The organism is Burkholderia sp. MSMB1588, assembly GCF_001546925.1.
In the GTDB taxonomy this organism is placed as follows: Bacteria; Pseudomonadota; Gammaproteobacteria; order Burkholderiales; family Burkholderiaceae; genus Burkholderia; species Burkholderia humptydooensis.
Genome location: NZ_CM003770.1, coordinates 2,335,723 through 2,358,565, shown reverse-complemented (window position 1 = coordinate 2,358,565; position 22,843 = coordinate 2,335,723). Strand labels below are relative to the sequence as shown.

Genomic DNA, 22,843 nt, shown 5'->3' with positions numbered 1-22,843 from the left:
ATCACATCAGCCGCCACGGTCCGCTCGCTTCGTCGTCGATCAGCGGCAGCGCGCGCGAGCCGGGCAACTCGTAATGCCACCACTCGCTCGCGATGTGAGTGAAGCCGGCCGCGTGCATCACGCCGAGCAGCAGCAGCCGGTTGCGCTGCACGGGCTCGGGCAGGCCGTCGTGGCAATGATTCGACGCGGCCACCATCTCGTCGAAGTCCGTGCCCATGTCGAGCGCGTCGCCGTTCGTGTCGACGAGCGTCAGGTCGAGCGCGGCGCCGCGGCTGTGGTTCGAGCCGCGGCCGAGATCGGCGACGAAGTCCGGATCGGGCAGGAAGTCCCACAGCACTTGCTGCGCCCGCGGCGGCCGGTACGCGTCGTAGATCCGCAGCCGCAGGCCGATCTGCGCGGCGACCGCAACCGCGCGGCGCAGCGCGGCTTCGGCCGGCTCGATGAGCAGGCAATGCGCGCGCCGGTAGATCGGCTTGCCGGTCAGATTGCGATCGGTCGCGTAGACGAGATCGACGTCGACGCCATGCGTGTGCGGCATGATCTCGACGAGGCGATGGGCGGAAGTCTTCAAGGGCGGCGTCTCCGGCGGCTTCAGGATTCGAATTGATCGAGCTCGCGCTGCAGCTCGCGGTTGCGCGCGACGCGGGCGTCGATCGCATCGCCGAGCCGGTCGACGACCGCGCTGATCAACAGGTTGAACAGGCACGTGAGCGGCGCGAGCGAATCCCAGAACTGGCCGACGTCGGTCTTCACTTGCAGCAGGTCGCACGGCAGCTCGCGCGCCCACGGGCAGTAGACGTCGGTGACGAGCGCGAAACGCACGCCGCGCGCGACGGCCGCCTCGCAGTAGCGCCGCGCGATCCGCGAGTACGCGCGCGTATCGGTGACGATGCAATACGGGTCGGCGGATTCGGCATTCAGCGAATCGACGTATGAGCCGGACATGCCATCGGAGTAGAACACGCGCGGACGCAGGTATTCGAGATAGCTGTGGAACGCGTTGCTGATTCCGCGCGTCGACTGGATGCCGAGGATGAACACCGCGTCGGCTTGCGCGACGCGATCCGCGATTTGCGCGAACGCCGGCGTGCGCGCGAGCTGGTACACGTGGCGGATCGCATCGAGTTCGCGCGCGAGCGCGTCGTCGAGCGGGCTGGGCGTGCCGGGTGTGCCGCTTGGCGCGGCTTCGACGCGCGCCGGCGCGCCCGCGCCCGTCACGCGGCGGTATTCGTCGAGGCGGTCGGTGATCATCCACGAGCGCTCGGTTGCGCCGCGCAGCTCGCGCTTCAGGTCGTCGAGATTGCGATAGCCGACGCTGCGCAGGAAGCGCCCGACCGAAATGCCGCTCGTGCCGGTCTGACGCGCGATCTGATCCGCGGTTTCGAGGCCGAGCCGCTCGAGGTTCGCGAGCATGTAGCTCGCGATGCGCTTCGCCGTGGGCGTCAGCTCGGCAAAGCGGGTTTCGACGGTCTGGACGAAGGCGGGCGGCATGGGCGCGCGTGTTAGCTGGCTGTCGATATCGATGAAAGTGACATCCATCTAACAAAGACAAAATAATGTGCGCCACATCAAAAAATCTATCGATACGGATTGTTGATAGTGGCTTGGGTTGCTGGCGCGCCGGGGACTGTTCAGGCGGGCATGCTCAGGAACGACGCGGGCGCGAGGTCGTCATGCGTCACGCATCGCGCCTTCCGGATGATGGCCCACAGCAACGTGAAACTGCATGGCCGGCGCGGGCGCGCCGCTCGAACCCTCGACGACCGGGCGCTCGGGAATCAGCAGATACGCTGGGTGATCGGGATGCCCGGGCGAGTGCTCGCCCATCTGATGCCGCAGCCAGCCCCCGCCTCGAGAAACGGGCGCCGGCGGCTCTATTCCGTGGAGGCTGGCGCCGTAGAGCGATGCGAGGGATGCGGGCGCTTCGATGGTGCGCAGCAGCAACAGCGCTCGACGGGCGGCCATCACCTTTTGATGCGCGTGGCGCACGCGGGTCGCGAGGCTGCTTGCGTCGGTCCGCAACTGGTGAATCCTCGCTTGCGGCGCTGCGCGGTCCGGATGATCGAGAGAGGCGCGTTTGAATGCGTCGAGTGCATTGCGTTGCGTCGCGAGCCGCTTCGTCGCTTGAGCCGCCCCTTGAGCCGCCCCTTCGGCAGTTTCGCCGGCTTCCCGCGCGGCCTTCGGCAATGACGCAAGCGTTCGCGGGCCGCTCACCGCCAGATCGGGCAGCACGAGTAGCGGGCCGACTGTTTCGATCATTCTGTCATGCCAAGATGTTTCGAGCCTTTTTGGGCGTACTTCGTCGCCCTTGAGTTCATGGCACAGCATCGAGCCGTCTTCGGCGAGCAGGAGCAGGGATGCCGCGCCCGCCGCCGCGCTGAGCACCGGGGCAAGCGCGATGCCGCCGCCGATGATCGCTGCAATCGACACGGCGCCCGCAAGCAGGCCGAATGTGTCGCCGCCGGCGGCGGCGTCGAATGCGGTCTTGTGTCCCTCGACGAAGCCTTGCGCTCGCGCCATGCTTTGCCGCAGCAAAGACGGTTCGGCCGACGGCGCGCTTGCGGCGATGCGTTGCTTCCATTCACGCGAGAGTTGATCGAGCGTCAGGGCGTCGACCGTTTCGGACGGGGCCGGCGGCAGGACCGCGGACCTGACGACGGCCACGACGAGATCCAGCGTGTCGCCACGCGCATCGGGAATCGCCTGCTTGAGGCGGGCCGCATTCATGCCGTCGAAGAACACAACGCCTGCATTGCGCCCCAGGACTTTCGCGGCGAAATTCGACAAATGGAATTCCGCCTCCGGGCGATGGCAATACGGTTCCCAAAAAGCGGGTGACTTCGACATGGTCTTCGCGTATTCGAGTGGAGGAGTCGTTCCGCGTTGTCGCACATCCCGGCGATTACGGACATCGCGCGGCGTCAATATAATCCGCCGCGCATGACAAAGCCAGTAGGGGCGTCGCGCACGCCGAACCGGGGTTTTTTGAAATGCCGGGATATGAACTATTTACTGCCTCGGCGATTTTCGGGAGGCTGGGTTCCGTCAAACTTACCGGCCTGATCGATCGTGGCGGCCGTGTGAAACGGCGCTATTTAAATGCTGGTTCGGCAGCGTTGTCGTGCGCTATGATTTTGCCGTCTTTAAATACGCCGATCGTTAATCAGCTATTCCGGGGGCAAATAATGAAAATGTCCGACATCGCAGGTTTTATGAATCTGCAGAACAGCCGCCTGCTGACGATCAAAACACCGCTTTCCGGGCGATCCGAGCTGGTCCTCAGCGATTTCCAGTGCAGCGAGGGATTGTCGGTGCTGTTCGACATGAGACTCGGTCTCGCGTCGCGCGATCCGATGATCGAGCTGAAGCAGATGATCGGGCAGGCCGTCACGGTGTCCCTTCAGCCCTCCAGCGGAATCGTCGGCGGTTCGGCGCGGCATTTTCACGGTTACGTCACGCAGTTCTCGCATACGGGCAACGACGGCGGGCTCGCCACCTACAGCGCGACGGTGCAGCCGTGGCTATGGATGCTGTCGCGGCGGGTCGATTCGCGGATATTCCAGGACAAAAGCGCACGCGACATTCTCGACGAAGTGTTTTCGCAATATTCGGCGCTCGCATCCTACGAATTCCGCGCCGGCCGCACGCTGAAGCCGTACAGCTATTGCACGCAGTACCGGGAGACCGATCTGAACTTCGTGCTGCGCCTGATGGAACTGGAAGGGCTCTTTTTCTATTTCGAGCACGCGGAGGACGGACACAAGCTGATCATCGACGACGATTCGACCCGCGCAAAGCCTATCGCCGGGCTGCCGTCGCTGCGTTATGCGAGCGGCGAGATTCTCGAGGACGAAGCCGTCGTCACGCAATGGGCGGCGCAGCGGCAACTGATGTCCAGCGCCGTCAGCATGAAGGCCTACGACTATAAGGTGCCCGCCGCCCGCCGCTACGTATCGGGCGAGTCGAATGTCAATCAGGGCGAGGTCGAGCGGTACGAGATCTATGACTACGTCGGCCTGCATGGCTTCGATTCGACCGATCGAGGCGAGGAACTGGCGCGATTCAGACTGGAATCGCTTGCGGCAAGCGGCAAGACTTTTTCGGGTACGAGCACCGGCAGGACGCTTGCGTCGGGCCGCTATTTTGAATTGAACTCGCATTACGATCACGACAACGGATCGAAGCAGGACCGCCAGTTCCTGTTGACGAACGTCCGTCATCATGGCGTCAACAACTATCAGTCCAACGAAGGATCTGGGGCATACCACGCAAGCTTCCAGTGCATCCGCAAGAAGATTCCGTTTCGGCCGGCGCTCGCGCATGAGCGCCCCATCATCCCGGGGCCGCAGACCGCGATCGTCGTGGGGCCGAAGGGCGAGCAAATCCATACCGATGCGCTGGGGCGAGTGAAGATCCAGTTTCACTGGGACCGTATCGGGCAGCGAAATCAGGGCAGTTCCTGCTGGGTCCGGGTCAGTCAGCCGTGGGCGGGCGGCGGGTTCGGCTCGGTGCAGATTCCGCGCATCGGCAATGAGGTGGTCGTCGCGTTTCTCGATGGCAATCCCGATCGCCCGCTGATCATATCGAGCGTCTACAACGCGCAGAACATGCCTCCATGGGCGTTGCCGGCGGGGGCGACGCAAAGCGGGTTCCTGACGCGCTCGCACAAGGGAACGTCCGACAACGCCAATGCGATTCGCTTCGACGACAAGCAGGGCGAGGAAGAAATCTGGCTGCACGCGGAAAAGAATCAGCGCATCGAGGTCGAGCACAACGAATCGCACAGCGTCGGCGCGACGAGAACCAAGACGATCGGCGCCGACGAGATCGTCACGATCGGCGGCGCGCAGACGCACACGATTACGGGGGCGCGAACGCAGACGATCGGCGGAAACCATACGCAGACCATCAAGGGCATCCACAAGCAGAACGTCGCCGGCACGCATGCCCAGGTGATCGGCGGCAACGCGTCGATCACGACCACCGGGCCTCAGCCGGGCGCTGCCGGCACTGTCGGCGATATCGAGATTCAGTCCAGTCAGGGAAAGATTCACCTCAAGGCGGCGACGGAAATCATCATCGAAGTGGGCTCGAGCGTGATCCACATGAAGGCGGACGGCACGATCGAGATCAGCGGCCCCACGCATATCGGACTGAATTCGAAGAGCTGAGCGTCCGGCCGGGCGGCGGACGGCGGATTATCTCGACTTCCTTTCTTTCTGCGTGCGTCGGCACGCGCGACATCGAGGCATGACATGCGTTATTCGGTAAACGAAGGACATCTGGAATTGCCCGGTCAGTGGCTGGACCGAAGCGTCAATGCATTGCTGCCGGCGATGGCGGAAGTGACGGGCAGCAACCTCGTGTTGACGCGCGACGAACTGCCTTACGGCGTCGAATTCGTCGATTACGTCAATGTGCAACGCGCGAAATATCGGAAGGAACTGAGCGGGCTGCAAATGCAACGCGACGAGCCGGGCGTGCTGGATGGGCGGCCCTGCCAGTTTCTCGACTTCACCTGGAGCAAGGATGACCTGCTCATTCACCAGTTGGCGGTGATCGTCCTCGATGCGCCACTGGTTCTGGCGCTGACCTACACGAGCCCCGGCCAATTGCCGAACCACGTCCGCGAGGAGATCGGCGCGGCGTTGGCGAGCTTCAAATTCCATCGGAGCGCGCAACTTCCGGCTTCGTGATGCAGCCGGTCGACGCCGTTTTTCCGGTCACTTGGCAAGGAACTGGATCTCATGGGCGAAGTGCAGAGTGGCGCGACGTCGGACAGCCGGCAGAAGCTCGCCGCGCTCGCGCAGCGAGGCAGCAATGCGGACGCGGTCCAGGCCGTGTCCCACGCGGGGCTCGCGATCAACGCGGCGCAGGTTGCCGCGGCCGGCACGAACGCATGGGCGGCCGGCACGTTCGAGTGCTTCGCCGGACGCGTGATCGCGCCGCTCGGCGGGGCGATGCTCGGCGGCGCGCTGGCCGAGGCGGTCGGCGCTGATCGTCCGGTCACGTGGGTGCTGGGCAAGTTGGGGCTTCCCGTGGTCGCGAAGCCCGGCAAGGCGCCGGCTCGCGTCGGACACAAGATCGTCCATGAGAACGCATTCATCGGCGCGCTCACGGGGCTGATTGCGGGGATCGCCGTCGGCGTGGCCATTGCCGCCGCGGCCGCCGCGATCGTGGCGACGGGCGGCGCCGCCGCCGTCGCAATCGCGGCGGCCGGCCCATTCGTCGTCGGATTCGTCGCGGGCGCGGTGGGCGGCTTTGTGGGCGCCGCGGTGGCGAAGGGTATCGGCCATACCGGCTCGGTGACGGGCGCGATCGCGGACGGCTCGCCGAACGTCTCGTTCGAAGGGTGGCGGGTCGCCCGCGTGACCGATCCCGTGGCGTGCAGCAAGGACCCCGGCACGCCCCCGCCGCAGATCGCGCAGGGCAGCCTGACCGTATCGGTCAACGGCCTGCCGCTCGCGCGCATCGGCCACAAGATCACGTGCTCGGCGGTCATTCAGGAGGGCTGCGCGACGATCAGCGCGGACGAGACGACCGGCACGTTCGGCAAGATCGACGCGAACGTGTCGCTTCTCGAGCAACTGGTGCTGACGGCCACGGACATCATCATGATGCGCTCGGCCACCAAGGAAGGCGGCTTGCTGGACGGCGTGCTCCGGGAACTGCTCGGCGAGCCGATCGACATGGCGACGGGCGATTACGCCGACTACCGGACGGATTTCACGTGGCCGCACGTGCTGCCGCTCACGCTTTGCCGCGCCTACGCGGGGCGGCAGCCGGTCGACGGGCTGCTCGGAGACAGATGGATCTGCAACTGGTCGCAGCGCCTTCGATATCGGCAGCCGTCGGACGGCCCGGCCACCGTCACGTTCTTCGATGCGGACGGCCAGCAACTCGTTTATCCGGTTCCGCACGAGCCGTTCAATGCGATCAACTTCTGGGCGCCGCACTACGCGTTGCACGGCAACCGCGCGCGCGCCGTCGTTTTCGACGAGCGCTCGCAGCAATCGCTGATTTTCGAGCCGGCGAGCCCGAAGGACGACGTCGCCCGTCTGACCCGCATCGAGGACCGCAACGGCAATACGATCGATTTCGAATACAACGCGCTGGGTCGCCTCTGCAAAGTGCGGCACAGCGGCGGGATGACGCTGTGGATCACCTGCGATTCCCGAGGGCTGTTGCAGAGCGTGTCGGAGCAGCCGGGCGGGGCGGGCGAGCTGGTCCGCTATCGCTTCGACGGCAAGCGCCTGACCGACGTGCACAGCCGCTTTCAGGGGGAATTTCATTTCGGCTATACCGACGAGGGCTGGCTGAATCACTGGCGCGACAGCGGCGCGACCCAGGTTGCGCTGCGCTACGACGAGCGCGGACGGGTGATCGCCACTCGCACGAATACCGCGCTGTATGACGATCGCTTCGAATACGACGACGCGCAGCGGCGAACGACGTACATCGACGCGCTCGGACATCGGCATCAGCGCTGGTTCGATGCGGAGAACCGGCTGATCCGGTCGGAGGACCCGCTGGGCCGGGTGACGCACTCCAGTTTCGACGAGCGGGGCTGGCTGGCCGCGCGGACGGACCCGATCGGCCGTATCAGCCAGTACCGATACGACGCGCGCGGGCGCCCCGTGAAAATCGTCGACGTCTACGGACGGGAGAGCCGCTATCGATGGAATGCGGCGGGGCAGTTGATCGAGCGGACCGATCCGTTCGGCACGCTGCACTGGCATTTCAGCGCGGAGGGCAATCTGGTTGCGTTCGAGGGGCCGCTCGGCGAGACGCGCTTTCGCTACGACCCGCGCGGCCTGCTCATCAGCCGGACCGATCCGGATGGCGCAACGCACGCATGGCGCCATGACGAAGCGGGACGCCCCGATCGATGGACGGATCCGCTCGGCCGGCACACGCATCTCGGTCGCGACCGATACGGCCGGCTGACGAGCCGCACCGATGCGGCCGGTCATCGGACTGTCTACCGCTATGAGCCCGGCCCGTCCAATCCGCGCGAGATGCTCAGCAGCATGACCTATCCGGACGGCGCGATTGCGCGCTTTCACTACGATTCGGAAGGCATGCTGCGAGAGGCGGTCAATCCGCTGGGGCACGGCACCCGCTATACGTGGGGGGCATTCGATTTGCTCGGCAGCGTCACCGATCCCGCGGGGGCGGTCACCCAATATCATCGAGACGGCGCTGCCCGTCTGGTCGGCGTGACGAACGCCTTGGGGCAGCGCTGGACGCTGGAGCGAGACGCGGCGGGCCAACTGGTCGCCGAGACCGACTGGAGCGGGCGCTGCACGCGATACGTGCGCAATCGGCTGGGGCAGGTCACGGAAAAGCATCTGCCGGATGGCGTCGTGCTGCGCCATGAATACGATGCGCAAGACCGGCTGATCTCGCTCGCCGGTCCGCTGCAGAAGCATACGTTCGCCTGGGGATCGCGGGGGCAACTGATTCGCGCCCAGGTTTGGGAGCGGAGCGACGCCACGCACGAGTGGCGGGCGGACAACGACGTGTGCCTGGAATACGACGATGCGTTCAGGCTGATCGAAGAAAGCCAGGGCGGACAGGCCATACGCTACGAGCACGACGTGATGGGACGGCCTGCCTCGCTCAGCACGCCGAGCGGGCAGACGCGGTGGCAGTACGATCTCGCCGGCCAGCTCGACGCGATCGAGAGTAACGGCCACCAATTCCGCTTCGGCTACGACGTGCTCGGACAGGAAAGCGATCGCCGCTACTTGCCGACGGAGCAGCGGCGGAGCTGGCAGCCGGAATGGGCGGACCGGCATCCGGAAGGTTTTGCGCAGAGGCAGACGCATGACGTGCGAAGCCGGTTGGCCCGACAGGCATTGGGGGCGCAGCCTTGGCACGACGAGGTGCCGCCCGAAGCCTTCGGCCCGCAGCGCACCCGGCACTATGAATGGGATGTCGCCGACCGCTGCATCGGCATGCAGGAGGAGCGCAAGGGCCTGCCCATCGAAGCCGACCGCTGGCGGTACGACGCGCGCGGCCAGGTGGTCGAGGCGCACCACGAGCGCACCGAAAGTCGAAGCGGCCGCGAACGTTACCGATATGACCCGCTCGGCCATGTGGCCGAGCAGCAGGTCGACGGCGGCGAAATCCGCTTGCATGACTACCGGGGCGATCAACTGATCAGCGCCGGGCCGAACGTCTACGAATACGATGCCCGCGGGCGCATGGTCGCGCGCACCGAACTGCGCAATGGTTTCCGGCCTCGCGCATGGCGGTATCGCTGGGATGATTTCGATCGCCTGAGAGAAGTGACGACGCCCGGCGGCGAGCGCTGGGCGTATCGCTACGATGCGTTCGGCCGCCGCATCAGCAAGGTGTGCACGCACGGCGCCCCTCGGAACCGGCTGAAACGCATCGCCTATCTATGGTGCGGAAGCCGGATGATCGAGGCGTGGCGCACCTATGACGAGCGCGACGGATCGCGGCACGATATCCAGCGTTGGCACTATCGACCGAGTACCCACGTGGCGTTGGCCCAGGAGCGGCTGCGCTTCGACGATCAGCCTGATCCGCGGACGAGCGAGTGGTTTCCGCTCGCTTGCGATCCCAACGGCGCGCCGCATACGCTGTACAGCAGCGACGGCAGGGCATTGTGGCGCGCGCGGCGGACGCTGTGGGGCGACACGGCGGGCGATGACGGCCGCGATTCCCTGCGCAGCGCGGTGCGCGAGCAATTGCGACTGGGGCATCGGGACGGCGATGAATTCGATCCGCCGGACTGCGAACTGCGATTCCCGGGGCAGTGGGCAGACGAGGAAAGCGGCCTGCACTACAACTTGCACCGTTACTACGATCCGTCGACGGGCCAGTATCTCAGCGCCGATCCGGTCGGGCTGGCCGGCGGGCTGCGGACGCACGCCTATGTGCACGATCCGATGCAATGGGGTGATCCGTTCGGTCTGCAGGGATACGATACGGTGAAAAATCATCGGGCGGGCAACAAGCAGGTCGATTACGACGGCCAACGCTGGAACGTGCCGAAAGGCAAGAGTCCGACGGAGGTCATTCCCGAATCGGACCCGGTCGGCAAGAAGCTCCAGGATGCGACCGACAACGCCGCTGCCCGCTGGAGCACGTCGAACCTCACGCCGGCGGAAAGCAATGCGATCGAAAGCGCTAGAGCATCGGGCGAGTACTGGCGCGCGAATCTGCTGCAGCAGCAAGCCAAGGGGCGCTGGATCGAATCTCAGGTCAGGAGCGATCCGGACATCGCGGGACTGGATCTGGACTGGAATCGCGTCGGGGTCGATGCGGTCGATCCGAATACGGGGCTGAGTTATGACATCATGTCGGGCAGCAATAGCAACATGGACACGCACGCGATGCGGATGTCCGATGTTGTTTTCAGAATGATCACTTTCTAGGAAGGCGGAATGAAGCTGAGGAATCAGGTAATCAGCGATTCGGTGATAGAGCTGGATGCGAAGGAGGTGCATACGCTCGGGCCCAACCTCAGGCTCGAGAATTGCACGATCAATTCGGACTGCACGACTCGCTCGCTGATCGCGAGCAATACCGAGATGGTCGGCGGCGTGTTCAACCAAAGAAAGGCGCTCAAGAATTTCCAGTTCGACCGGGTAATCTTCAGCGGAGTGAAGTTCACGGGAACTTTCATCGGATGCGATTTCGGAAACAACAGCGAATCGTTGCCGGGCAAGGCGCTGGATTGCGATTTCTCGCAGGCGAAGGTACATGACTCGCGGGTCTACGAGTGCGATCCCGAGCGAATCGGCTTCCCGGCATGGCCGCGTTTCACGATCGTCAATCCGTATCTCGCAAGGGACTATGTCATGTCGCAGGCCTGGCCGGCCGACATGGGCATCCGAATGGGCGTCTATACGAACAATCCTCCCCGGTGCAACGCGATTTTTGGGGACGCCGAGGTTTTTGCCAAAGAATACAAGATCGACCAGGACGACTTGAGGCGGCTGCTGGAAAAGATTCCGGGCATTGTGATTGTGGATTGAAAGTTCTGGAGCGCCATCAACAAGAGATCGGCCATCGTCATCATCGCTGCTGATGCACGTGGGACCAGGACCGTTCCGCCTTCCGCATTGTTGGGTCCGCGCGATTGCCCTGCATGATCGCGGTCGAACCGAAGGCGCGTCCGGTATCGGAAGGACCTTGCACGAAAATGCGGCTTCAATCGAGCGCGATCCGCATATTACAAGTCGTTCGTTGAACGACAACGAGGATACGCGATCACGTCGTCGTCGACCGCGAGCGCGATGCGCTCGCCCGCCGACGGGCACCGATATCCCGGCACGCGAGCGCGCACGCACGCGCCGGGGAAGTCGACGAGTTGCGCATCCAGATAGGCATCCTGACCGCCGAACGTCGCGTCGAGCACGATCGCGTCGCGCCAATGCGTGCAATCGTCTCGCGGCTCGTGCATGCGCCGCACGCGAATCTGTTCGGGGCGCAGCAGCGCATCGACGGGGCCGTCGGGCAGCGGCGCGCGAAGCGGCAGATATCCGAGCGCGCAGACGACGAAGCCGCGCTCCACGACGCCTTCGATCAGCACCGCATCGCCGATGAACATCGCGAGTTCGCGCGTCGCGGGCTGCCGATACAGCGTCTCGGGCCGCGCCGTCTGCACGAGCCTTCCATGCCAGAGCACCGCGACCTCGTCGCCGAGCGACAGCGCCTCGGGCTGATCGTGCGTGACGAGCACGGCGGTCGCGCGCGCGGCCGCGAGCGCGTCGACGACCGCCGCGCGCGTTTCGAGGCGCAGCGACGCATCGAGCGACGAGAACGGTTCGTCGAGAATCACGAGCGACGGCTTCGGCGCAAGCGCGCGGGCGAGCGCGACGCGCTGCTGCTGGCCGCCCGATAGCTGTTGCGGCGCGCGCTGCGCGAACGCGGCGGGCAGCCCGACCATGTCGAGCAGCTCGGCGACGCGATGGTGCGCGCGGCGCTGCGCGCGCGGCAGGCCGAACGCGATGTTGTCCGCGACCGACAGATGCGGAAACAGCGCGCCTTCCTGCGGCACGTAGCCGATGCGCCGCGCTTCGGGCGGCACGTGCACGCCGGGGCCGGCGACGCGTTGCCCGTCGATGTCGACGGTTCCTCGTTCCGCACGCTCGAAACCGCACAGGATGCGAAGCAGCGTCGTCTTGCCGCTGCCGGACGGGCCGAGCAGCGCGAGCAGCGCGCCGCGCCCGACGGCGAGACTCACGTCGTGCAGTACGGCGTGGCCGTCGAAGGATTTGCACACGCGGTCGATTCGGAGTTCGCTCATGGATTCGCAGAAAATTTGAACGTCATGCGTCGCCGCCCGGCGGCGCGCGCACCGCCGAGCGGCCGAGCAGCACGAACAGCAGCGCCGCCGCGGCGAGCGACAACGCGACGAGCAGCGCCGCGTATGGCGCGGCGGCGGCGAACGCGAGCGTCGACGTATCGCTCCAGACCTGCGTCGCGAGGGTGCGCGTGCCGATCGGCGAGAGCAGGATCGTCGCGTTCAGCTCGGTGACGACGGAGATGAAGACCATCGTCGCCGCTGCGCCGAGGCCGGGCGCGGCGAGCGGCAGCAGCACGCGCCACGCGGTTTGCGCCCAGGTGAGGCCGAGCGCGCGCGCGGTTTCCTCGAGACGGGGCTGCGCCTGCGCGAGCGCCGCGCGCGCGCCGACGAGCGCAAGCGGCAGAAACAGGATCGCGTAAGCGGCGATCAGCATCGGCGCGCTCTGATAAAGCGGCTGCATCAGCCGCACGGTCAACGAGACGATCGCGAGCGCGACGACGATGCCGGGCATGCCTTGCGCGACGAACGCGAGGCGTTCGAGCGCGGTCGCGATGCGTCCCGGATGACGCACCGACAGGAACCCGAGCGGCAGCGCGAGCGCCGTCGTGAGCACGGCGGCCAGGAGCCCGTAGCCGGTCGACGCGAGCGTCGCACGCCACAGCAGCCCGGGCGACACGTCGGCGGGCGTGACGGCGGCCGCGCCTTGCTGCGTGAGCCAGTAGCCGATCGTCGCGAGCGGCACGGCGAGCGTCGCGCCGGCGAGCGCCGCGAGCCCCGCGACGGCGCACCAGCGCCACGCGCCGAGCGCGTAGCGATGCGCGGCGCGGCGCGTGCCGCGGTGCGTCGCGTCGTAGCGGGCGTGGCCGCGCACGCGGAACTCGAGCGCGACGCAGACGAGACACAGCGCGATCAGCGCGCAGCCGAGCAGCGACGCGCCGCCGCCGTCGAAGTCCACGCGATACTCGGCGTAGATCTCGGTCGTGAACGTGCGAAAGCGCAGCAGCGCAAATGCGCCGAACTCGGATAGCACGCCGAGCGCGACGAGCAGCATCCCGCCCAGCAGCGCGGGCCGCAGTTGCGGCAGTACGACGCGCAAGAAGACTTGCGCGGGCCGGCAGCCGAGCGTGCGCGCGCTTTCCTCGAGCGCCGGATCGAGGCCGCGCAGCGCCGCGGCCACCGGCAGATAGACGAGCGGAAAGTACGACGACGCGAGCACGATCAACGCGCCGAGAAAATCCTGCAAGTCGAGGCTGATCGACACCCACGCGTAGCTCGTGACGAAGGGCGGCACGGCGAGGGGCGCCGCGGCGAGCGCGGCCCATCCTTTGCGCGCGGGCAGGTCGGTGCGCTCGACGAGCCATGCGACGGCCGTGCCGAGCACCGCGCACGCGAGCGTCGCGGCCAGCGTGATCGCGAGCGTGTTGCCGAGCAGCTCGCCGACGATCGGGCGGAACAGCAGCTCGCTCATGTCGTTCGCGCCGAGCCCCGCCGCGCGATACGCGGTGAACGCGATCGGCAGCAGCACGGCGAGCGGGCCGAGCGCTGCCGCGGCGACGAGCGCGCGCGGCGCCCGGCGACGCGCGCGGCCGCGGGCCGGATGCGGCGCGGCGGACCGCGCGCCGGTGACGACGTCGCTCATTGCCGGTCGCTCAGAGAAGCCCGGCCTCGCGCAGCAGCTTGCCTGCCTGGCTGTCGTCGCCGAGCTGCTTGAGCGTGATCGCGGGCGGGCTCAACTGATCGAACGGCTTGAGGACCGGATCGGGCGCGACGCCCGGGCGCAGCGGGTATTCGAAGCTGATGCGTCCTTTCGCCATCAGGCTCTGCGCGCGCTCGCCGACGAGGTACGCAACGAACTTCTGCGCGTCGGCGCCATGCTTCGACGCCTTCATCACGGCCGCGCCCGATACGTTGACGAGGCCGCCGACGTCGCCGTTCACGAAGTGGAACATTGCGCTGCGGGTCGATTTGTCGCCGAGCTCGGCGTGCAGGCGCGCCCAGTAGTAATTGTTGACGATGCCCGTTGCGACCGCGCCGCGGTTCACGGCGGCCGTCACGCCCTCGTCGTCGTCGAAGATCTGCGCGTTGGCTTTCAGGCCCTTCAGCCACTGCAGCGTCTGCGCTTCACCCTTCAGCGCGAGCATGCCGCTCACGAGCGGCAGGAAGTCGGCGTCGCTCGGCGCGATGCCGACCTTGCCTTTCCATTCGGGCTTCGCGAGATCGACGAGCGACGCCGGCAACTGCCGCGGCTGGATCTTCGCGGTGTTGTAGATCAGCACGTTCTCGCGCGCGAGCACGCCGACCCAGTCGCCGTCGGGCGAGCTGAAGCGCGCGGGCACGGCGGCGAGCGTCGCGGCGTCGGTCTTCGCGAGCAACCCCTTTTCGGCGAGCAGCACCAGCTCCGGCGAGTTCTCGGTGAAATAGACGTCCGCGGGCGTCCTGTCGCCCTCGGCGACGAGTTGCGCGGCGAGCGCCGGGCCTTCGCCCGTGCGCACCTTGACGGTGATGCCGGTTTGCGCTTCGAAGTCCTTCACGAGCTGGTTGACCACCTGCTCGTGCTGCGCGCTGTAGAGCGTGAGCGTGGCGGCCGATGCGAGCGGCGCGGCCGCCGCGAGCGCGACGGCCGCGGCGGCGATCGCTGCGGTTGCGGCCCGGCGGCGCAGCGCGCGGGCGATGTGACGTGTGTTCATGTCGGAATGTCTCCTGCGGTGATTCGGAATCTCGATCGCCCGCGCTCACGCCTCGAACAGCGCGGCGCCGATGTACGAGCCGGGCCGCGCGCCGGGCGGGCACGCGAAAATCGCGCTGCCGACGTGCGTCGTGAACTGGTTCATGATGTCGAGCTTCGCGAGCTTCTCGTTGATCGGAATGAAGCCCGTGCGCGGATCGCGCTGATGCGCGACGAACATCAGCCCCGCGTCGTATTCGGTCTGCTGCCGCCACGGCGGCCAGCGCTCGATGTAGAAGTTCGTGCTGTCGTTGTACGAATACGCGCGGCGCAGGATCTGCGCGCCGTTGTTCGCCTGCGGCGACGCGAGGCGCGCATGCGCGTTGTCCGGAATCACGGGGTTGCCGTCCTTGTCGGCCGCGTCGAGATCGAGCGGCTCGAATTCGTTCCGTTTGCCGAGCGGCGCGCCGCTGTACTTGTGACGGCCGACGACCTGCTCCTGGAAGCCGAGCTCGGTCCCGTCCCAATGCTCGAGCGTGATGCGGATGCGGCGCACCACCGTGTACGTGCCGCCCTTCATCCATGCGGGGCCTTCGTCGCCCGCCCAGACGAACTGGTTCATCGCGGCGGGATCGGATCTCGGCGGATTCATCGTGCCGTCCTTGAAGCCCATCAGGTTGCGCGGCGTTTCGCCGGGCCGGCCCGAGAGGAAGCCCGCCTGCCCCCAGCGGATGCGCGTCGCGTTCGCGCCGAGGCGCGCGAGCTGCCGCACCGCATGAAACGCGACTTGCGGATCGTTCGCGCACGCCTGCACGAACAGGTCGCCGCCCGTTTTTTCCGGCAGCAACTGATCGCCGTTGAAGCGCGGCAGATCGACGAGCGCGGCGGGCCGCCGATGCGCGAGCCCGTAGCGATCCTTGCCGTTCTGCATGAAAACGCCCGGGCCGAAGCCGAACGTGATCGTCAGGTTCGCCGCGCCGAGGCCGAGCGCGTCGCCCGAGTCGACGGGCGGCTTGTCGTCGTCGGCCGCAGTGGCCGAAGCGGCCGAGGCGTTCGCGAGCGGCTGCGCGGTGTCGCCGCGCGCAAGACGCGCGGCCGCGTCGGTCCATGTTTTCAGCAGCGCGATCAGGTCGGCGCGCGTGCCGGCCGTCAGATCGAATGCGGCAAAGTACGCGTGGCTTTGCTGCGGCGTCACGATGCCGCCCTGATGATCGCCGTGGAACGGTTCGATCGCGTCGTGCGCGGCCGCCGCGGCGGGCTGCGCGCCCGCGTGCGCGGCATGCGCCGCAGGTGCCGCGGCCGCCGCGAGGCTCGCCGCCACCGCCGCGCCGCCCGCTTTCAGAAAGCCGCGGCGAGCGGGGCGCGAAGGGGAATGGAGATCGTCTGTCATGGCGTCATTTCGCGAGCATCAAGGTGTTCACGTCGTCCGCGACGTAATAGAAGCCGTCGCCGGCCGGCGTCATCGCGATGCCGAACAGGTCGCCGTTGCCGGGCGGCGATTGCGCCTTGTCGGTGTCGATCCAGCGCGCGTAGAGCTGCTTGCCCGTCGCCGGATCGATTTCGACGACCTGTCCATTCAGCGCGTTGGTGACGAGCAGATGGCCGTTCGGCGCAGTCGCGAGCGCGAGCGGGCGGCGCAGGAAGCCGTCCGCCGTCACCTGGCGGCCGACGCCCGCGCTCGTGTCGCGCGTCATCGGATCGTCGATCTCGACGATCCGGTTGCCGATCGCATCCGACACGTACAGCTTGCTGCGGTCGCCCGACAGCGCGAGGCCCGTCGGTCCGATCAGGAACACGCCCTTGTCGGCCTGCGCGCCGAGGCCGCTCGCGACGACGGTTTCGCGCTTGACGACGGGCGGCTTGCCCGCGGGAATCTCGAGCTCGATCCGCAGGACGGTCGCCTGCTTGAAGACGGGCGGATTGCCGCTCGCGCCGCCGACGCCGAAGCCCGCGTTGCTGACGAAGAGCGTCGCGCGATCACCGTCGTCGACGACGGCCATGTTGCCCCACGGATCGTTGACGTTGGGGCTCGAGAACGTCGACGCGACCTTGCCGTTGCTGTCGAGCACGATCAGGCAGCCCGCGCCCTTCGTGTCGGTCGTGCCGTCGTTGCTCGGCGTGCTGCCGACGATCACCCAGCCGGATTTCAGCATCGTCATCGCGGTCGACAGGCCGACGCCGCCGGGGCATGCGTTCAGGTTGCGCGGGATCGACGCGAACAGGCTCATCTGCTTCGTCGACGGGCGGTAGTTGACGATCGTCGAGCCCGTGCCTTGCAGGTTTGCGGCATTGTTGAAGTTGTCGACGAGCACGTCGCCCTGCTGCACGGCGCCCGCCGACACGGGCGCGACGGCGATCGCGTAGGGGTTCTGGTCGCCGTTGTCGGGCACGGTGTTGACGAGCGTCGTGTGGCGATGCAGCGTCTCTAGGAAGCCTTGCGGCTCCGCGCGCGCGGCCGCGGCTGCGGCGAGCGCGACGAGCGCCGCGGCGAATGCCTGCGCGGCGCGGCGTGCGCGCGGCGAGAGCGGGGCGGTGAGCATGGGGCGATTCTCCTTGCTGATGAGGCGGCGGCGTGGCCGTCGCGGATACGAACGAAACCGGAATGCTTCAGCGTGCTCAGAACGTGATGTTGGTGCGCAGCCCGACGACGAACGTGTTGCGCAGCGGCTGCGTCGGATCGCTCGGGTTCTGGCCCGCGCCGGCGTTGAACGTGTATTGCGCATCCGCCTGCAGTTGCCACCAGGGCGTGACCTGGTACTGGTACGTCGCCTCGAGCGTCGTCTCGCTCGTGCGCACGCCGTACGGGCCGTCCGTGAAGCTCGCGAAGTCTTCGTCGAGCGCGCGCGCATGCGAGCCGATCTTGACGTAGGTGAGCGCGAGCCCGACGCTGTCGTTGTCGCGGCCCTCGAACGGCGCCTTCAGCACGACGCCTGCGTTCGCCGCGACGCTGACGAGATTGCGGTCGCCGGGCGCGGCCATCACGCGCGCGAACACGCCGAGGCTCTTCGCGCCCGTCGGGTCCGGCCGCCAGACCATCTGGTCGGCGACCGCGTAGAAGCTGTAGTCGCCGTGATGCGCGCGCGCGACGCCGCTAGACGCCGGATTCGCGAGCGACAGGCCCGTGTTGTCGGTCTGCTGGTCGGCGAAGCGGCCGTTGTGATACCAGACGCCGATCTTGTAGGTGCCGGGCAGCGCGTTCGACGGCCCCATGTCCATCTGGCCGTCGGCCGGCTGGTTGAGCGCGTACTGCAGCTCGCCGATGAAGAGCGTGCCGTTGTGCAGGTTGAAGTTGGTGCCGCTCAGGTTGTTCGGGTTGTTGCCGAGCGGATCGCCGTCGAACACGCCGGCGAGCGCCGTCAGCGACGGCGTGATGCGGCCGCGCACGCGCACGCCGAGCGCCGAGAGCGGATAGGCGGGGCCGCCGTTCGGCAGATCATACGACGGCAGCGCGGGCCAGCCGAACATCGTGTTGACGAACGTCGCGGCATACTGGCTGACGATGAATTCCTGGTCGAGGCTCTGCTGGCCGATCTTCACGTCGACGCGCTGATCGAGGAACGATTGCTGATACCACAGCTCCCAGAGCCGCGTCGTGTCCTGCGCTTCGATGCCGCTCGCGGTGTTCAGCGTGCCGAGATTGTACTGGCTCAGGTTGCGGCCGTGGATCTGCAGCGCGCTCGCGTTGAACGTGCCGCCCGGCAGGCCGAACGCCTTTTGCGTGTCGACGGTGACGGCAGCGGTCGTGAGGCCGTCGTAGGTGCCGCCGCGCTTCAGGCCGCCGCGCAGGTTCGCCAGATACTCGCTCGTCTCCTGCAGGCTGAACGTGACGCCGTACTTGCCGAGCCACGGCCGCAGGCCGCCGATGTCGCCGAGCAGGTTCTGGCGCGTCCAGACGCCTGTCCACTGCGTTGCCGGTTGCGCGTGGATCGCGAGGTCGGCTTCGGGCGCTTCCGGCTGCGCGTCGGGCGACGCGGCGGCGAAGGCGGCGGAACTGAAAAGCCATGCGCAGGCGAGTGCCGTGCGACGAAAGGCTGGGCGACGATCGCGAATCGATCGAACGGTGAGCGGCGCGGATTGCATTGAAGTCTCTTCCTCTTGTCGCGCGATCGCGGTGTCCGGATGCGCGCGTTGATCGTTGGCGAAACGCGCAAACGGCGCGATGCGGGCGCATCGTATGCACGCCAGAATGGCTTGTCAATACAAATGAGAACGATTCTCGTATAGATTACCGTTCGTAATCGAGAGGATTACGAACGGCCGGATTCGGCGTCGCGAGAGAAGGGGAAACGCAATGATGGGTGTAATGCCATCGTCAGAAAATGATGCCTGGAGCGTTTGGCATCCTGTTGTTCCGACGAAATCGGCTTGAATTCTCAAGCTGGAAGAACCGGAAATCAGACGCATCCGGATGCATGGAGTCAGGCGAACCCGGATGCGGCGATTGGGCCGACGTTGCCTCTCGAGTGCAGACTACTTGCCGATTGCGGCGCTTCAACCGCCAGAGCAGGACAGGCGAGCGCTGCCCATGCGCTTGCGTCGCGACTACGCATTTCGAGTCGGTTTGCCTTGGGCTGCGAACGTCGACGTGCGAGCGTGGCCCGTCAGCGGCGGGCCGAACCACACGTCCCGCGCATACGCATAGTCGCATCGCCATCACCGACAAAAGATGACCCGCACGCCAAACGTCAGGGGCTCGGGAGGTTGCATGTTGCGTATGTACGCGTCTGCGCTGAATTCCCGATACGTTTTCCCGTTCACGGTCACTTCCTGCTGCGTCGGGCGTTCGATCGTCGCGGGCGCGCGCACGCTCCATTGACGGACGGTCTCGGACGCGGATGCGCGCGAAGATGCCGCAATGCGCTTCGTCGTGTCGCCAGCGTCGGGCCAAGGCCCGGTCCGCAGTTCGTCGGTGCGATGCCGTACCGACTTCAATGCGTCGGGCACGGTCGATGAATGTGCTTCGAACGCTGGCGGGTAATGGAAGCGCTCCGGTTGCCACGCGGGGGCGTGACCTTCCCGAGGATCAATGTAAGCGATTTGCGGATCGCCCATCATGACCATCGGCACACATCCCACGTTCTCTGCGCGCAGCGGCATCGCGAACGTTTGTTGAATGCCGAGGGCATTGGCCACGCTTTGTTCGGTAAGCAATGCAGGGTTTGACGAGCCGACTTGGGCGATTGCCGGTATGCTACAGAAAACCAATATAAGTAACGTGCTCCTCATGGTTGCCTCCATACGACTTGCTCGGCAAAAAGGGGTGTCGGCCCGGGGGAGCCGACACCCTCGAAGTAAGGGGAATATGGGAAGCTCTATCCCCCTACGTGCGCACCCGGCCAACCAGGTTCAGCGAAAGACGCAGAATTTGACGCGCCGCTATTCATAATTTTAGGACGTGGTGCTCATCGGCACGGCCTTCGGGGATCCGTCCGGGGACGGCACAACGTTCTGCTCCGATGATGCCGGTTCATTCCCGGTGGCCGGCGCGGGAGCGGCGGCGGGAGAAGCCTGAGGCTCCGATGAAGGTCCTGCCACGCTCGCGTCGCTATCCGCGGCGGTGGCACCGGTTGGTTGCGAATCGGTCGCGGGCCCGGCTTGCGTGACCGGGGCGACTTGCGATGCGTCTGGCGCGCTGCCGGTCGGGACGGCTGCCGTCGGCGGGACGACGAGCGGAGCGGGAACCGGTGTTTGAGCCGCGGGAGGTTCGACCGTCAACGACGGCGCGCTATTCGGCACTGAAGTGCTCATCTCTTGCGGTTTCAGGAGATCGTCGAGTCCTGCCGACGAAGCATTCGAAACCGCCTGCGACCCGGACGCATCCGTTCCGCCGGCTGCATGGCCGAGCTCCGGTACTTGTTTTGCCTCCGCTAGTGACGATTTCGTATCGACGGCCGCTGCCGCGATCGACGGAGTCGAACGCGGCGTCGACGCCGACGCTGCAGATGGCACGGCGGAGGCGACTGCCGTTGCCGGGGACTCGCCAACGCGCTGCGACGTGCCGGCGGTGACTGCGGTGTTTCCCGCGGCATCGAGTGGCGGCAGGCCTAAACGATGGCGCACCAGTGGATCACGGTACTTTTCGTCATCCGACGCAACGGCTTCAACATTGACCGCGCCATTGAAGTGTGCGAGCGGCGCCGTGGTGCCCGGACAAAGGTGACCGGTCGCCTCGACCGCGCGCCGATTGGCGTCGCTCTGACACAGCAGGGCGAGTGCGACGTCGGTCAGGCCCATGGCCCGAAACTCGCGGGCGTCCAGTCGACGAACGCAAGCCTGATCGACGAGCGTCGCTCCACCGGTTGCGCCGAACCCGGGCAGCGACAGTCCGACGCTAATGGAGCCCATGCAGGTATCCGACAGCGTGGTGGTCAAACCGGGCGCCTGGATGGTCGGATTCGTCTTGATGGTCTGCGTGCCGGAGTAGTTCACGTTGTCGGTAGTCTGCGTGTTGTACGGGCTCGAACCGGGCGCGCCTGCATTCTGGGCCGCGAGGGTCGAGCCGGACGACGAACCGGTGCCGTTCGTCGGAAGCGATACGTTGACCTGAACGTTCGAGTTTCCGCTGCCCCGCACTTGCGACGAACTGGTGCTGTTGGCGTCTCCCCCGCGCGCATTCCCGCCGCGAGACGTTGTCGTCGTGTTGATGGTATTCAGGCTCGAGCCTCCCCCTTGTCCAATCGACATCGAATCGGACGCCGACTGGGCACTCGAATTCGAGTTCGATGTCGTCGTCTGTGCGTGCCCGCTGATGGCGGCCAATGCGAACACTGTTGCGCATGCCACCCTGATCTTTTCGCTTTTCATACGATACTCCGGATTAGGTTTGCCTCCCGACCTAACAACCGATCACTTCCCCGGTTTCAGCGTTGCCTACTTTTTTGCTTCCCCGAACTGCTTCCAGCCGTTGCCCAACTCGCTCCACGAATCGACCCAGTGACCTGGGCCCTGTTGAGCACCTGCTTCCTCGGCAGGGTTGCCTTTCGATGGCGTTGCCTGTTTCGGCGATATGGCCGTCTGAGTATGGTCGTTTGGCGTTTGCATGGACGATTGCGCATCGCCAACCGAGTTCCGGTCGACGCAATAAGCCGATGTCGCGGCAAGCGCCAGCGCGACGGCAATCAATGTCTGCTTCATGCCAACTCCTTACGATGACAACAGAACCAATCTAAAGACCAGCGTTCGTATGAAGCTGGTCCCCAACGGACGCGTCATTGGCTGCTCGAGATGGCGTTGGCGTCACCCTGGCTTCCGCCGGACGCAGACGGCGAGCCTGCGTAGCCGGTGCTATTGGCGGCCGACGTATTGGTATGCTGCGCGCCGGCGAGTGTGGCGGAGCCCTGCTTTCCGGTCAGGGCGATTGCGTCTGCATTTGCACTGCCCTGGTCGTTCGCAGTCGTGGCCGTGTATCTTTTCGCGCCAAGAACGATCGTTGCGGTCACGCCGCCGGATAACGCATCAGCATTCGCACCCGTGTCCGCGGTCGCTCCGCTGGCCCCTGCGACGCCGATTCCGCCGCCGGCTGCGAACGCGCCCCCGTTCTTTCCGGAACCACTGGCGGTCGAGGTCGAGTCGTGCATGGCAGAGGCCGTTGCAGTCGAGCCCGTGGGCGTAGCCGTGCTGTTCGCCGCCGATCCGGCAACGGACGTCGAGTTGCTGGTGTAGCTTCCCGAACCGATGAGCACCGATCCGGATGCGCCGCCTGTTACCGATTGCGTCTGGCTTGACGTGGTCGGTCCCACAGCCATCGCAGTGCCCGAGAGCACTGCGAGCGCAACTGCAAAAATGACATTCGCTTTCATGACGATCCCTTTTTGAAGAACGATTGGCGAGAGTGGAGACTGAACCCCCTCCTCCCTGCCGGCCTGACGAGGTTCAGCCTCCGCATTGCTACC

Annotated in this window: 18 protein-coding genes; 4 read left to right on the top strand and 14 right to left on the bottom strand. The window is 66.1% G+C overall.

All coding sequences use genetic code 11. From position 1 onward, the window contains the following. Position 1: 1 nt before the first annotated feature. From ddpX to WS92_RS09665, 3 genes are all read right to left on the bottom strand, one after another. Positions 2 to 571: a D-alanyl-D-alanine dipeptidase gene (gene ddpX, locus WS92_RS09675; RefSeq protein WP_082743559.1), complete on the bottom strand. Its 570-nt coding sequence runs from the start codon at positions 569 to 571 to the stop codon at positions 2 to 4. A gap of 20 nt (positions 572 to 591) precedes the next feature. Next, positions 592 to 1,491: a sap1 transcriptional regulator SapR gene (locus WS92_RS09670; RefSeq protein ID WP_015604110.1), complete on the bottom strand. Its 900-nt coding sequence runs from the start codon at positions 1,489 to 1,491 to the stop codon at positions 592 to 594. Positions 1,492 to 1,671: 180 nt separating this feature from the next. Beyond that, the gene (locus WS92_RS09665) at positions 1,672 to 2,847 is read right to left on the bottom strand and encodes a hypothetical protein (protein ID WP_059929990.1); all 1,176 of its coding nucleotides are present in this window, start codon (positions 2,845 to 2,847) and stop codon (positions 1,672 to 1,674) included. 338 nt (positions 2,848 to 3,185) lie between these two features. On the opposite strand from WS92_RS09665, the gene tssI reads away from it, so the two are divergent. Further along, positions 3,186 to 5,171, top strand: a complete 1,986-nt coding sequence (tssI, locus tag WS92_RS09660) for a type VI secretion system Vgr family protein (RefSeq protein WP_059929988.1) — start codon at positions 3,186 to 3,188, stop codon at positions 5,169 to 5,171. An 84-nt stretch (positions 5,172 to 5,255) separates the two neighbouring features. Further along, on the top strand, positions 5,256 to 5,696 hold the full coding sequence (locus WS92_RS09655) for a DUF1795 domain-containing protein (RefSeq protein WP_015602546.1): 441 nt from the start codon (positions 5,256 to 5,258) through the stop codon (positions 5,694 to 5,696). A 27-nt stretch (positions 5,697 to 5,723) separates the two neighbouring features. On the opposite strand, the gene WS92_RS36495 is transcribed toward WS92_RS09655, so the two are convergent. Further along, positions 5,724 to 6,296 (bottom strand): hypothetical protein, encoded by a 573-nt coding sequence (locus WS92_RS36495; RefSeq protein ID WP_242425355.1) that lies wholly within the window; start codon positions 6,294 to 6,296, stop codon positions 5,724 to 5,726. Here WS92_RS36495 and WS92_RS09650 point away from each other — a divergent pair. Next, positions 6,177 to 10,409, top strand: a complete 4,233-nt coding sequence (locus WS92_RS09650) for an RHS repeat-associated core domain-containing protein (RefSeq protein WP_242425354.1) — start codon at positions 6,177 to 6,179, stop codon at positions 10,407 to 10,409. The genes WS92_RS36495 and WS92_RS09650 overlap by 120 nt on opposite strands. A 9-nt stretch (positions 10,410 to 10,418) precedes the next feature. Further along, positions 10,419 to 11,012 carry a hypothetical protein gene (locus tag WS92_RS09645; RefSeq protein WP_015604098.1) on the top strand — a complete coding sequence of 198 codons (594 nt, stop codon included), beginning with the start codon at positions 10,419 to 10,421 and terminating at the stop codon, positions 11,010 to 11,012. A gap of 197 nt (positions 11,013 to 11,209) precedes the next feature. On the opposite strand, the gene WS92_RS09640 is transcribed toward WS92_RS09645, so the two are convergent. The 10 genes from WS92_RS09640 to WS92_RS31665 form a co-directional block, all read right to left on the bottom strand. Further along, complete coding sequence (locus WS92_RS09640; protein ID WP_015602834.1) at positions 11,210 to 12,286, bottom strand: ABC transporter ATP-binding protein; 1,077 nt, start codon at positions 12,284 to 12,286, stop codon at positions 11,210 to 11,212. A gap of 22 nt (positions 12,287 to 12,308) precedes the next feature. Beyond that, positions 12,309 to 13,925 (bottom strand): ABC transporter permease, encoded by a 1,617-nt coding sequence (locus tag WS92_RS09635; RefSeq protein ID WP_059929984.1) that lies wholly within the window; start codon positions 13,923 to 13,925, stop codon positions 12,309 to 12,311. A gap of 10 nt (positions 13,926 to 13,935) precedes the next feature. Continuing rightward, positions 13,936 to 14,973: an iron ABC transporter substrate-binding protein gene (locus WS92_RS09630; protein ID WP_059929982.1), complete on the bottom strand. Its 1,038-nt coding sequence runs from the start codon at positions 14,971 to 14,973 to the stop codon at positions 13,936 to 13,938. Positions 14,974 to 15,018: 45 nt separating this feature from the next. Beyond that, complete coding sequence (efeB, locus tag WS92_RS09625) at positions 15,019 to 16,341, bottom strand: iron uptake transporter deferrochelatase/peroxidase subunit (RefSeq protein WP_043282760.1); 1,323 nt, start codon at positions 16,339 to 16,341, stop codon at positions 15,019 to 15,021. Between the two features lie 4 nt (positions 16,342 to 16,345). Further along, positions 16,346 to 17,491, bottom strand: a complete 1,146-nt coding sequence (locus tag WS92_RS09620; protein ID WP_059929981.1) for an NHL repeat-containing protein — start codon at positions 17,489 to 17,491, stop codon at positions 16,346 to 16,348. A 76-nt stretch (positions 17,492 to 17,567) separates the two neighbouring features. Beyond that, positions 17,568 to 19,031: a carbohydrate porin gene (locus WS92_RS09615; protein ID WP_141668004.1), complete on the bottom strand. Its 1,464-nt coding sequence runs from the start codon at positions 19,029 to 19,031 to the stop codon at positions 17,568 to 17,570. Positions 19,032 to 19,604: 573 nt separating this feature from the next. Then, positions 19,605 to 20,084, bottom strand: coding sequence for a hypothetical protein (locus WS92_RS34595; protein WP_141668003.1), 480 nt, complete (start codon positions 20,082 to 20,084; stop codon positions 19,605 to 19,607). Positions 20,085 to 20,339: 255 nt separating this feature from the next. Next, positions 20,340 to 21,755 carry a chemotaxis protein CheA gene (locus tag WS92_RS36100; RefSeq protein WP_197420754.1) on the bottom strand — a complete coding sequence of 472 codons (1,416 nt, stop codon included), beginning with the start codon at positions 21,753 to 21,755 and terminating at the stop codon, positions 20,340 to 20,342. A 66-nt stretch (positions 21,756 to 21,821) separates the two neighbouring features. Continuing rightward, positions 21,822 to 22,085, bottom strand: a complete 264-nt coding sequence (locus tag WS92_RS31670) for a hypothetical protein (RefSeq protein ID WP_015604020.1) — start codon at positions 22,083 to 22,085, stop codon at positions 21,822 to 21,824. A gap of 74 nt (positions 22,086 to 22,159) precedes the next feature. Further along, on the bottom strand, positions 22,160 to 22,750 hold the full coding sequence (locus WS92_RS31665; protein ID WP_075645090.1) for a hypothetical protein: 591 nt from the start codon (positions 22,748 to 22,750) through the stop codon (positions 22,160 to 22,162). Positions 22,751 to 22,843: the final 93 nt, after the last annotated feature.